The 12,297-nt window shown below is 54.7% G+C and carries 13 protein-coding genes and 2 pseudogenes; 4 read left to right on the plus strand and 11 right to left on the minus strand.

Annotation, left to right across the window (positions count from 1 at the left end; translation table 11 throughout):
* The first annotated feature begins 101 nt into the window (after window positions 1–101).
* A complete protein-coding gene (locus NJT13_RS22545; RefSeq protein ID WP_254525767.1) occupies window positions 102–1,739 on the plus strand; it encodes an acetate--CoA ligase in 1,638 nt (545 codons plus the stop codon).
* A gap of 230 nt (window positions 1,740–1,969) precedes the next feature.
* Here NJT13_RS22545 and NJT13_RS22550 read toward each other — a convergent pair whose 3' ends face one another.
* A complete protein-coding gene (locus NJT13_RS22550) occupies window positions 1,970–2,746 on the minus strand; it encodes an SDR family NAD(P)-dependent oxidoreductase (protein ID WP_254525768.1) in 777 nt (258 codons plus the stop codon).
* 207 nt (window positions 2,747–2,953) lie between these two features.
* Between NJT13_RS22550 and NJT13_RS22555 the strand changes: the two genes are divergently transcribed.
* Both NJT13_RS22555 and NJT13_RS23625 read left to right on the plus strand, forming a co-directional pair.
* Entirely contained in the window at window positions 2,954–4,120 is a 1,167-nt protein-coding gene (locus NJT13_RS22555; protein ID WP_254525769.1) for a thiolase family protein, read from the plus strand.
* A gap of 186 nt (window positions 4,121–4,306) precedes the next feature.
* Window positions 4,307–4,654, plus strand: a complete 348-nt coding sequence (locus tag NJT13_RS23625) for an MFS transporter (protein ID WP_425499826.1) — start codon at window positions 4,307–4,309, stop codon at window positions 4,652–4,654.
* Here the strand turns inward: NJT13_RS23625 and NJT13_RS22560 are convergent.
* Window positions 4,540–4,800, minus strand: coding sequence for a 3-hydroxyacyl-CoA dehydrogenase NAD-binding domain-containing protein (locus NJT13_RS22560; RefSeq protein WP_256549459.1), 261 nt, complete (start codon window positions 4,798–4,800; stop codon window positions 4,540–4,542). The genes NJT13_RS23625 and NJT13_RS22560 overlap by 115 nt on opposite strands.
* Window positions 4,801–5,965: 1,165 nt before the next feature.
* Window positions 5,966–6,293: pseudogene (locus NJT13_RS22565) on the minus strand (hypothetical protein).
* Between the two features lie 327 nt (window positions 6,294–6,620).
* Between NJT13_RS22565 and NJT13_RS22570 the strand changes: the two are divergent.
* Complete coding sequence (locus NJT13_RS22570) at window positions 6,621–7,256, plus strand: IS6 family transposase (protein WP_254525771.1); 636 nt, start codon at window positions 6,621–6,623, stop codon at window positions 7,254–7,256.
* Window positions 7,257–7,300: 44 nt separating this feature from the next.
* Here NJT13_RS22570 and NJT13_RS22575 read toward each other — a convergent pair whose 3' ends face one another.
* The 8 genes and pseudogenes from NJT13_RS22575 to NJT13_RS23725 form a co-directional block, all read right to left on the minus strand.
* The gene (locus tag NJT13_RS22575) at window positions 7,301–7,552 is read right to left on the minus strand and encodes a DUF8129 domain-containing protein (protein ID WP_254526113.1); all 252 of its coding nucleotides are present in this window, start codon (window positions 7,550–7,552) and stop codon (window positions 7,301–7,303) included.
* 29 nt (window positions 7,553–7,581) lie between these two features.
* Window positions 7,582–7,977, minus strand: a pseudogene (locus tag NJT13_RS22580) (SulP family inorganic anion transporter); the annotation flags it as partial.
* 44 nt (window positions 7,978–8,021) lie between these two features.
* On the minus strand, window positions 8,022–9,161 hold the full coding sequence (locus NJT13_RS22585) for a DUF1214 domain-containing protein (protein ID WP_254525772.1): 1,140 nt from the start codon (window positions 9,159–9,161) through the stop codon (window positions 8,022–8,024).
* Window positions 9,162–9,938: 777 nt separating this feature from the next.
* Window positions 9,939–10,262 (minus strand): quaternary ammonium compound efflux SMR transporter SugE, encoded by a 324-nt coding sequence (gene sugE, locus NJT13_RS22590; RefSeq protein ID WP_254525773.1) that lies wholly within the window; start codon window positions 10,260–10,262, stop codon window positions 9,939–9,941.
* Between the two features lie 162 nt (window positions 10,263–10,424).
* The gene (locus NJT13_RS22595) at window positions 10,425–10,703 is read right to left on the minus strand and encodes a PadR family transcriptional regulator (RefSeq protein WP_254525774.1); all 279 of its coding nucleotides are present in this window, start codon (window positions 10,701–10,703) and stop codon (window positions 10,425–10,427) included.
* Between the two features lie 32 nt (window positions 10,704–10,735).
* Window positions 10,736–11,170 (minus strand): toxin-antitoxin system TumE family protein, encoded by a 435-nt coding sequence (locus NJT13_RS22600; RefSeq protein ID WP_254525775.1) that lies wholly within the window; start codon window positions 11,168–11,170, stop codon window positions 10,736–10,738.
* 8 nt (window positions 11,171–11,178) lie between these two features.
* A complete protein-coding gene (locus tag NJT13_RS22605) occupies window positions 11,179–11,712 on the minus strand; it encodes a DUF7342 family protein (RefSeq protein ID WP_254525776.1) in 534 nt (177 codons plus the stop codon).
* A gap of 210 nt (window positions 11,713–11,922) precedes the next feature.
* Window positions 11,923–12,261: a DUF8030 family protein gene (locus NJT13_RS23725; RefSeq protein ID WP_484549621.1), complete on the minus strand. Its 339-nt coding sequence runs from the start codon at window positions 12,259–12,261 to the stop codon at window positions 11,923–11,925.
* Between the last annotated feature and the right edge of the window lie 36 nt (window positions 12,262–12,297).

Genomic DNA, 12,297 nt, shown 5'->3' on the forward strand with positions numbered 1-12,297 from the left:
TGTTTCTCCTAAGTGGCACCGCTAGCGAGCGGTTGGTGTGTCCGCAAGTGACGGATATCAAGGCCCCAAAATTATAATGCCAGCCATACAATCTTGGTAACATGGGTCGCTATCAAGAGATACGCAAGTCCTTCAAATGGGATCAGGTGTGGGACACCTACAGAGGCGATAAAGAGTGTTGGTTCAATATCGGATACGAGGCCGTCGGAAAACACGCCGACAGCAATCGGCGTGACAAAATCGCGGTCAGGGTCGTCGACTTTGCCGACGGAGGGGCCGAGGAGATGACCTACGGAGAACTTGACCAGGCCGCCGGGCGTATGATCAACTTTCTCCATGACCTCGGACTCTCAGAGGGGGATCGAATCGCCACAATGCTTGAACCGTGTTCAGAGCTGTACACTACAACCGTCGCGGCCTGGCTCGGCGGGTTCGAACTCGTGCCCTTATCGCCACTGTTCGGTCCCGATGCAGCGAACTACCGAATCCGTGAGGCGGGTGTCGAGGCAGTCGTCACCTCTCCGAAACGCCGGGAGAAAATCGATGTCGAGTCAATCAAGCACCTTAACCACATGTTGACCGCTGGCGATCCCACCGATTTGACCGCCAACGACGATTGTCCGTTCAGTGAGTACGCGGCGTACGATCCAGAGTACCAAGTGGTCAAAACTGACCCCGACGATACCTGTACGATTCAATACACCAGCGGCACGACCGGCCCGCCAAAAGGTGTTATGGCAAAACACGCGATCATCGTTTCGATGTATCCCGGGTTCACTTGGGCCGCCGACCATCGGCCGGAACACGAGTATTTCGGCGCCGGGCCGCCGGCATGGTCCTACGGCTTGTTCGGTTGTACGGCCTTTGCGCTGTCAAAAGGCATGGGAACCATCGCGTATCGCGGAAAGTTCGAGCCCCAACCGTTCGTCGACGTACTCGAAACGTACGGTATCACCAATGTGTTCGCCCCACCGACCCTCCTACGACAGCTCTCGCAGTCCGACGTCGATTTCGACGCGCTTGATCTGGACGTCGAACTCGTCGCGACTGCGGGAGAACCTCTCGACTCGAATACGATTGAGTGGGCACAAGGAACCCTCGACGCGACGATTGTCGACCACTACGGGTTTACGGAAGGCGCAATGGCGATTAACAACTACTCATTCGACGATTGGGAAATTAAGCCCGGCAGTATGGGAAAGCCCGCACCTGGCTTCGACGTGCGGGTTCTTGACCGGGACGAGGACATTGAGGTTGAACGGAACGAAGTCGGCGAGATAGCTATCCGGACGGAAGACGCTTGTCTCAACGCGACCGGCTACCTCGACATGCCCGAGAAGACCGAGGAAACATGGGGTGGCAAGTGGATCCGCACCGACGACCTGGGTCGCGTTGACGAGGACGGTTACTTCTGGTTCGAGGGCCGGGCCGACGATGTCATCCTCAGCGCCGGCCACCGAATTGGGCCAACGGAGGTGGAGAACACGCTGTTGACCCACGACGCCATCTCGGAGGCCGGTGTTGTCGGTCTCCCCGACCAGGAACGCGGGGAGATTGTCGCCGCGTTCATTGTCCTGACCGACAACTACGAGGCGTCCAACGAATTGAAAGAAGAGGTTCAGAAATTTGTCCGCGAGGAACTGGCAAAGACCAAATATCCGCGAAAGATCACTTTTATGGACGATCTCCCAAAAACAAACTCCGGGAAGATTCGGCGCAAGGAACTCCGCGAACGTTAAGTGAGTCTCGGCGAGTCGGTACCAGCCGGGTGTGAACCCGACGAACCGACCATTGTTTATCTTCCGAGGATGACAAACAGCAGTCAGAGTTCGATTAAGAATTCGAACTGCACAAGAGCTATCTACGGGAGAGAAAGACTGTAGCCCTAATTTCCAGTAAGATTCGAACGAACTCGATCCAATCAAAAAATAGAGTTGTTTCAAAGACAGATACTGTCTCAACGAGTGGACTACCCTCGAATGTAGCCGCCGTTGACGCTGACCACTTCCGCGGTAATCCAGTCCGCAGCATCGCTTGCCAAGAAGGCGACTGTATCGGCGATATCTTGCGGTTGCCCCAGGCGATTAAGCGCATACGAGTCGAGGACTTGGTCGCGGTATTCGGCGAGCCAGTCTTCGGTCGCAGGCGTTTCGGTCGTGCCAGGGGAGACGACGTTCATCCGGATACCGTGTTCGCCGACTTCCTTGGCGACGTTCATCGTAAACGCGACGTTCCCGGCCTTCGCGCCACCATAGACGGCGAGCGAGGGATCGTTGCCCTTGTACGAGTCGCTGGCGTAGTTGATGATACAGCCGCTTTCCTGCTCGACCATGTGCGACAGCGCGGCGTGGGTACAATTCATCGTCCCGAAGTAGGTGACACCGACTGATTGGTCCCAGTCTTCGGGCTTCGACTCGAGGAACGAGGAGGTACGTGTGCTCATTCCGGCGTTGTTCACGAGCACGTCGATCGAGCCGAACTCGTCGACCGTCGTCTCGATCATCTCAGTGGCGTCTTCGTACGAAGAGACGTCTGTCTCGATCGCAATGGCCTGGGTGTCGTACTCTTCCTCGATCACAGCTACAGTTTCCTCCGCAGCGTCGACATCGATGTCCGCGATGGTGATGTCTGCGCCTAAGGAGGCGAAGGTCTCGCAGACTGCTCGGCCGATACCGCTTGCGCCGCCGGTAACCGCGACGGCGTCGCCTGTGAAGTCGAACTTATCGGTAAGTAATTGTTCAGGCACGCTTCTCTGTTTCGAGCCTTCTCATATAATAGTACTGTATCGGGGAGAATTAGTCCATTAAAGGATCTAAAACATTGAGCGGGGATATCTACGAAAGACATTGACCGGACGTCAGATCTCGTCCTCGGCGGCACCTGAATTCCTGGTGGCCTATCGAAAGTCTCATCGTAACTCCTAATACGGTATGTGTTGTCATTGCGAACGACGATGACTGAGGCTCTAATTGTCGATGCCGTCAGAACACCGTTTGGAAAACGCAAAGGCTTGTTTCGCGATACTCACCCCCAAGACCTCGCAGCCGCTCCGCTTGCGGCACTCGAGGAGCGCAATGGGTTCGATCCGGCGATCATCGAGGACGTCATGTACGGCTGTGTCAAGCCCGTGTTCGAACAAGGATCGAACATTGGTCGGATCGCCCCACTGGTAGCCGGTTGGGGTGACTCCGTCCCGGGCCTTCAACTCGATCGGATGTGCGGATCTGGCCAGCAAACGGTGAACTTAGCCGCGGCCAACGTCCGTGCCGACTTCCACGACGTTGTCGTCGCCGGTGGCGTCGAACACATGACCCGCGTCCCGATGACCAGCAATCGAAGCGGGAAGACGGCCGAACCCGATACGACCGACACCTACTTCGAACACTACGACGAGCTCGTCCACCAGGGCGAAAGCGCCGAGCGCGTCGCCGCTGAATGGGACTTCTCCCGGCGTGAACTCGACGAAATCGCTGTCGATTCTCACCGACGCTGGAAGCAAGCTAACGACGAGGGACGCTTCGACAGCCAACTCGTTCCCGTTGAGACCGAACTTGACGGCGAGTCGATCACCGTCGAACAGGACGAACACCCCCGTCCCGGTACCGACCTCGCGACGCTCGCCGACCTACCGCTGGCGTTCCGCGACGAGGGCGAGGGTGTCATCCACGCGGGCAACTCTTCGGGGATCGTTGACGGCTCCTCTGCGCTGCTTATCGCCAGCGAGGAGGCCGCCGAAGAGCACGGGTGGGAGCCGATGGCTCGTATCGTCCAGACCGAAGTCGTCGGCGTCGATCCCGTCATGATGCTCACTGGGCCTATCCCGGCGACCGAACAGGTCCTCAAGAAGGCGGAGATGGAACCATCTGATATCGATCTGTTCGAGGTCAACGAAGCGTTTGCGTCGGTCGTCGCCGCCTGGCTCGAAGAGACGGGAATCTCGTGGGAAGACACGAACGTCAACGGCGGCGCGATCGCCCACGGCCATCCGTTGGGCGCGACCGGAAGCGCGCTCCTGACAAAACTGGCTCACGAACTTGAGCGCACCGGGCAGGACACCGCGCTGACGACCATGTGTATCGGCTTCGGCCAGGCCGTCGCCACCATCATTGAACGGGTATGAGAACTCCAGCAATTTGAGGTGGCATATATCGCCCAGTTAACTACCGTCGTGGACATTATTGACGACTGGAGAGAACTTTTATAGATAGGGAGAGATCGAGTGTATCACGTGATACAGAGATTCTTTGGCGATGACGTACTAGTCCTACTTAATAACAATTTCCAATTGGTATTGTTAGCGAACCTCATGGCACCGCTTGGGAAAGCCCTTATTTCACCACTTCTAGAATCCCTACAGCAAACCTACGGCGCGACGGACGCAACGATAGGATTGATGATGGCCGTATTTACAGTTCCTGCCATCGTGATGATCCCCATAATCGGTATTTTCGCTGATCGATATGGACGAAAACCCATCTTAGTTTCCGGAATAGCTGTGTTTTCTGTTACCGGTACTGCACTCGCAATGACGACAAATTTTCACAGTGTTCTTCTCCTTCGATTCTTCCAGAGCGTTAGCTTTGCAGCAGTAACACCAATTATTATCACGAGCGTCGGCGTATTTGTCGCGAACACGATATCATCGGGCGCATGAAAGTCAAGTTTCTGACATAACTCCTTTTTGAGGTTCATCCGTTCCGGAACGACCTCAATAACAATGTCCGCATCCCTAACTGCAGCCTCAACATTAACGTGTGTCTCGATACGTTCAAGCGTCGACACGACGTCATCCTCCGGGATTTTTCGTTCTCAAGATTAGCGGCGCCTACCGACCAGGTCAGTCCTGTATGTCTTTAGATGTGCTCACGCCACCACTGCGCGAAAATTTCTGGTTCAACTGCAGATTTGAGCCATTCATAAGCGGCAATGACCGCAGCCAGAGAGTCATCGTAGTTGTACTGCCTTGCACCCGCTGTAAGTTCGATTCGGTACCAACCTGTCTCAGTACTCATCTGATTCTCAACCTCAATATGACAGGGAGAAGGGGGAAGAATACCAGACTTCCAGAGAAAGGCCGCTTTGATTGATTCGTGAGTAGATTGCAGATTAGCTATCCACCGGGTTGTCTTTCGGCTACAGAGGTGTCGGCGGGAGAATCCTCAAGACGTGTAAGCAGGTTCGCGGTGTCAGTCGACATAACACTTCATAAGTCATATTCATATGCAACTGTTCCACCATTTTCTCACTATTTTCGCCGATTTCGCCCTGCTATGAACGCTATCTACTGAGATTTCTCTTGATAGAGAAGTCGCTGCCCATGGAAATTCTGATCGGACGACTATCTCTGTAACTAGTACAAAACAGTGTGTTCAAATATTGAAGACTCAGTCCGTCTTTTATCACGAGAGCGTTGATTTCTGCATTGTTAAAAAGCCATCTGTTCTTTATTCAGTAGTTTGGTGGACAGTTCCAATGGCAGGTCAGCTGTTCGCTAGGTCGGTGTCTCGTTTTCAGAGAGAGCAGTGCCAAGCATGAGTAGGACTTGATATGGCTATTCTGAATGTGAATTCTTGCTGGTATCACTCACGTATAGTTTTTATACACTCTTCCAACCTATCGAACATAACACCCTAAGGCCGTTATAAACTGACCGTGGGCAAAAAGCCATGTCGAATCCACAGGGACCTTCATTAGCAGTTACACTGGAAATAGTGGGGGTGGGCGGTAGCCACGATTGCTCGTTCCGAGTTGTGAACATACTATTGGAAAGTTTGGACGAGATCAACCGGTTAGTAGTGTTTGATACTCATCAGACGTCCGAGATCTGTTAACCAATACGAGACATCTGCTTTTCATTTCTTGGTTAAACCTCAGCACTGAGTGCTAACTGAAATAGACAACCTACAAGAACCAGTTCGCCAATATTCACCCCCACTGTTTCAGTAAAGCGACTACACCTTCGTTTTTAACGATCCAGACGAAAACTAGTTTTCAAATCAACTGGACCATTGCGCTTCATTTTTTTTTTTTTCATTCTTCCCGCCACTGCCAGTAGTAGCGGTTATCGTTGATCCCCTTATCGTTACTGTCACCTTCGAAGGGACATCATCCGGGCGATCGTCTGGACGCTCTTCGCTCTTCCCCCACAGCAAGACGAACATCCCGCTCACGGTATTCAGTGAGTCCCTTGGCGTAGCTGGCGACGTGTCGGAGGAGCTGGGTGAGTAATCGTCAAGTGTATCGACAATCTCGGTGGGGAGTTCCGCTGAGGGTATCGGTGGCTCATGGGACAGATGGACTCAACTCTTGTAACCAACATAGACCGCCGACCGATAATTTGTTGGTTAAACGGGTAGTATCAATCTTGTGCTCGACTGCTCGAGAGATGGATGATCCCTCGCTGTTCACGGCGGGGAGGATGTCAAACCGTGCTAGGTAGCATCGAACTCGAGGACCTCTAATACCTCGACCAACCGTGAACAGTTGCCGAAATCGCCGAGCAAAGTGATAACACCGGAACAGTTGGGGTATAGTGTATATAAATATACAACGACATCGGAATCATCGGTGCTGTTCAAACAAGGCTGAAGGAGTGAGGCGTGGCGTTTTCAAAGTGATTCATGCCCGAAAACGCACGCCTTAGTCCTAGTATCGGCCAGTTCGACTTGGATTTTGTGGAGCGAGAAGCAACACCGCGGCTGTTGATGAGGCTCAGTATTCAGCTCCATCTTGCTGGACTCTCGCTTTCGAATACTGTTCGTGTTCTCGAGATATTCGGTGTTGAACGGTCTCGATCGACGATTCATAACTGGGTTCACAAGGCTGATCTACAGCCCGATTCCTGTCGAAACCCGGATCACGTTGCAGTTGACGAGACGGTGATCCGGCTCGACGATGAACAGTATTGGCTGTACGCCGCTGTCGATCCAGAGTCAAACGAATTACTCCATACAAAGCTTGAACCGACGAGAAATAAGGTAATAGCCAGTACATTCTTCACGGAATTACGCGAGAAACACGATGTCGATGACGCTGTGTTTCTCGTTGATGGCGATAAATCACTGAACTACGCCTGTCAACGGCATGGCCTCGATTTCAGATACGAACGACATGGAAATCGGAACAGTGTCGAACGTGTCTTTCGGGAGATAAAACGTCGAACCTCTTCTTTCTCAAACTGCTTTAGTAACGCTCACGCAGAAACTGCTGATCAGTGGCTCAGGTCGTTCGCCTTCGCATGGAATCAGCTTATCTGAACACGATGTATCGGAGAGGTGGAACATTTTAGGGGGGTATCGAATTAACCGTCATCCTCGTCCTGCGAACGGAGTTCGTTGGTCCGCTTCTCGAGTTGGCGGAGAATCGGGATGCGTTGTTGGTGCTGATTTTCGTAGGCGATGCAGGCTCGCAGCGCGTCCATATCGTTGATCGGCGCGATGCTGGCGTCAATAAATCGTGTGCTTGGTGCTTCGAGCCGCTGTGCTGGTGAGAGTTCGCTTGAGTTTCGAGGTTGCTCTGCTGTATCGCGGCGGAAAACCCCGTGAGTACCGATTCCGACATAAAGTGGACGAGAAATCCCAACCGAAACACCCACGCGATAACTGCAAAGACACCGACGAGAATTGTAGCAATAATGACAAGCGACGCGTATGAAGCGCTGCTTCCGCCAGCGACTGCCCCAACACCACTTGCGAGCAGGATCGCCAGCGCCGAGGTCGGTCCCACCATGACCTGCCGGGAGGTGCCAAGAAAAAGGTACGCGATGGCGGCCATCAACCCGGCGTACAAGCCAGTCTCCGGTGGCAAGTTTGCCAGCGATGCGTACGCCAACCCCTCGGGAATGACTGCCGCTGCAACGGTGATTCCCGCGACGATATCCAGACGGAGCCACGACTTATCGTACTGCGGAAGCCACTCCAGTACCGGAAGAGAGGATGAAAACCGTTGGCTAAGCCGTTCTTTTAGATCTTTTGACACTGTGACTCACCTTTTGCTTATCGCAACTCCCGTTGTTGGTGATTTCACCCGACCAGCTCGGCCTCGGGGAACTGATAGCTCCCGTTGATGATTGGCTCGCGTGGTTGATAGAGTCGGACGATATAGTGCCATCCTTCTGGCGTGTAGATGAAGTTCGGCTGATCGGGGTCGCCGCCAAAGTGAATCGTGACACTGCCGTCGTCGTCCGGCTCTGCAGTCACGTTGTTGACCGAGTACGCGTCGTACTCGTTCTCCTCGAGGTAGAGGTCACGGTTGTAGACGGTGACTGACCAGAACGCGTCGACGGGGACGTCTTCGTCGACGGTGAGTGTGTATGGCGTTGTGCCATCATTCTGGGTGGGAATCCGTTGGAGGAAGAGCGCTTCCGACGGCTGCGGGGGGCCGGTCCACCCCGACGGACTGGCGACGAAAAATTTCACGGGGTCGACTTGATCGACGTCACCATACGCGCCCGAAAAGTTCTCGAGCGTGGTAAAGACTGTCGTGAGCGCGTCGTCGAGTTGGTTGAATGATCGTTGCTCCCAGTTGGGAATCTCAAAGGAGCCAGCCGATGCTTGTTCGACGCCAATCTCATCCTGGAGTTGCCGGACTTGCGTTACATCGTCCGGGTCGTTCGGGTCAACAAACGTACGGATCAGGACGCCAGCATACCGAGTCCCGACCAGATCTTGTGTTATCGTGTACGTGCCAGGTTCGGTGACTGTCAGCTTCACATATTGATCCTCGTTCTGGACATTCATTGACTGGTAGCGGTCACCACTGTCTGGGAGCGTGATGGTGACTGGCTCGGTCAGATCGAACACCCCGAGTGAGTAAATCGTGTCACGATTTGCCTCGACGTCCAACTGCTCGCTGACTGGCGTTATATCTCTGAAATTATAGAGCTGTCCGAACCCGCCCTCGTCGACGGTTGCCTGGAATGAAGCATGACAGTTGGCGCGTGGGTAATTCTCCCATGTCACTGGGATCGACTCGCCATCTGCTGACGACTGCTGGTCCGTCTGCTGGGCGTTTGCTTCCGAGGACTGTTGGCTGGCAGTGGCGCTGCCGCCGGCTAGCGAGAGTATTCCGGCGAGACCTGCCCCGCGAAGTGCGCTTCGACGCGTTGCCCGCAGCGGTTGAGAGTCCGATACTGACGTCGTGTGGATTGTCTCTTCGCTCATAGCTCGTGCCTCTCCGAGTGGCCCACAGCAGCGATTGGAACCATCTCACACGTTCGCACTCGAGCGTTCGACATAATACAGTGACGAGACTCGAGGATAATTTCACGCCACGACGATAGTGGGAGATGGATGACTATCTCTGGATTCCCGATCAATATCCGTACCTGCAGTGAGCGATCACAGACCGCAACATTCTCCGGTCAGTTCGTGCTGCACTCGCGCCTTCGCGAGCGACCCTGTGGGGCGCGAGCGAGAGCGCGCCCGAATGTGGTGCCCCAACCAGCACCGCGCGGCGCCCTGCCGAGCAAAGCGAGGCGCGAACGGTGTGAGCGCCTCGGCGACCCGCCCGGAGCGAGCGGCCAGCTTTAAGCCGTTTCTCGCGTCCGGCCCGCGAGGGGCACAACCGAAAACGCGCTTACTGCTGGCGCCGAGATCAGATTCACTTTAGCCCGGAACGGTGAGCGACGCCAGGAGCGAACCGCAGCCTGGAATGGTCGGTCGCGAGCGACGCGGAGGGCGGCACGCGGCGAGCGGGGCGGGCCGATACCCAAGAGCGAGTAACCAACGCAATAGCATCCCGATCAATCCACGTGGGTGGGTCTGAAAGGGGCTGACACGCTCGAGGAACCCCGCCGACGCAAGCACCGCAAACCTGAGAGGAGCGCAGCGAGGCCTTCACGAGTGAAACGAACGAAGGGCAGCGAGACGCCTGCGTCTCGCCAGGCGCGGGACTCGAGCGTGCCAGGGGCTTTCTAGATCGCGATAACGAGTAACGAGTTACTGGCCTCCAGATGCAAGGTGGAGTCCGACGATACCGACGACAATCACGCCGATACATGCGATCCGAGTGAGAGTGGCCGGTTCATCAAACAGCACGATTCCAAGCGAAGCAGTTCCAACAGCTCCAATACCTGTCCACACTGCATAGGCTGTCCCCACAGGAAGATCTTTGACAGCCTGTGCCAGCAGAATCATGCTGGCGACGAGAGCGACGATGGTTCCAAGTGTGGGCCACGGTTTCGAGAATCCATCAGAGTATTCGAGTCCGACTGCCCAAACGATTTCGAACAGCCCGGCGAGTATCAGAATATACCACGACATTTCAACTCCGGACTTCCTATTCAACCGGGCTATAGTTTCGGTTCTCCGCTAACCCATGACAAATTCTCATACGGATCCTGATACTCACTATCAGGAAATTCACGCTCTGTACTGCTCTGTTTGAGGACTGAGACAAAAACACAGACCAATTCTGATCGCGGTTTAATCGATGTACTGTGATACCCACTCACGCCGATCCTTGATTGCTTGCTCTCCCTCGTCTGTAATCGCGTAGTAGTTTGTGCGCCTGTCGAGTTGTCCTTTTTCGACAAGTTCCTTGTTGACGACCGTATCGAGATTCGGATACTGCTGTTCGTGATGGATCTCGTTCAGGTAGTACTCCTCGAGTTTGCCTTTTTCGCCTTCGATCGCGAGGCCATGGGGCTCGTCTTGGCCGGCGATCACGTACAAGATGTCAACGTTGGAAGTGGGTGAATCCACTTTGGCGCAGAAAAACTGCCATCACTGATGGCTCACTCGTCCCACAACCTGGTAATTCGTTCTTCGATCTTATCGAGGACGAGCCGCAGTACATCCCGATGATCGCTTGGCCACGAACTGTCCTCGCCGGGTGTCGGGGCAGTGGGCGGAGGATGAAAGTGGTCTCGCGTATTGTGAGGGTTCGGATGCCGGTCCCACCGGCACTCCCAGGCGTGATCAGGATGCACCTCTCGGTAATGGATTTTGAAGTCGTCGTTCGTGTACCAGCGAACAGTGAGACTCGCCTCCGCTACGGTTTCAGGATAGTACGATGGTGCGAGTGTTACACGGAGTTCAAGATGTCCACTCGAATCCGTGATCGTCGCTCGAGCGGCCTGTGCTGTGGCTTGGAGACGTGTCTGGAGAAACTCGAGAACTGGGTGGTCGATAGGGGCAGGGCTACGTCCATCTCCTGCAGGCGGCGTCATCGATGGGATTACCCGGATGCTTGGTCGGTCTCAGCGCCAGCGCGTTGCTGACGGGCGCGTTCGTAGCGCTTGCGCTCATCTCGAGCGGTCGCCCAGTCGGCAAGGTCGCTATACACATCGTCGATTGTCTGTTCGTCGCTCGTCTCTGCAGCATCGACAGCGTCGACAGCTGCCGGTGTCGTGGCATCGTACGTTTCTTCGTAATCGGTAATCCGTGTCGTGAGGTTGCGGACGTGCTCTTGGAGTTCGTCGACGGTGTGCTCGGCAGCAAGTTGGTTGATGCGCCGCCACTGGAAGTATGCATCATTGCGCTCGTAGGTCGTCGGATGGCCGTCGTGGCGCGTGACGATCCCGAGGTCGCTGAACCAGCCTAGATATTTTCGAGCGGTCTTTGGGTCGCACTCGGCTTGCTCTGCGATAGCGCTCGCCGTTGCAGGCTCGCGGGTCCGAAGGATCGTCCCGTAGATGCGCTGTTCAACATCGTCGTCACGAAACGCATCCTCAAAGAATGGGGGGCCATCTGGAGACTCTGTATTGGACATACTCGATCTTGCGTGGCTACCGATATAATTCTTACTTCGAGGAATAGTTTCCTGAGTAGATGAGGCCGGGTGTCCGTATCACTCCTTCTGTATTCTCCATAATTTCACGACTCATTCTGGCAAAGATTGTACTACAATGAAGAATGAACAACGGAAGGTTATATTGATAGCTGATGGCTACCTCTCGCCAGTCTGTGAGCCTGTTCGCAGTTACCACGTTGGCTTCACTTTGAACGTATCTGGTTCATCAACAGGATAGGGATGACTCTGATTCGTCGCCAGTGACGCTGGCCGTGCGAGGCGGTTGATCAGCTCCTCACGGACGTCCTGGCGAGACATCGTCTGTTCGTGCCAGCCAAGCCGTTCATCATAATGGTGCTTCCTGAAGAGTTGACCAGTCGTCTCGGCGGCGATGTACTGGGTTTGGTTGACTCCCCAAACGTTCGACGATCGATACTCGGCACCGACGTCTGCATGCGTGAGTTCGACGAGAACACACTCGACGAACGAAATGAGTGACTCTCGACACCGATCGGTCGGAACGCGCAACTCGAGGCCAGACTAGGGTGGTTCAGTGGGCTGTCG

It is taken from the genome of Natrinema caseinilyticum (genome assembly GCF_024227435.1).
In the GTDB taxonomy this organism is placed as follows: Archaea; Halobacteriota; Halobacteria; order Halobacteriales; family Natrialbaceae; genus Natrinema; species Natrinema caseinilyticum.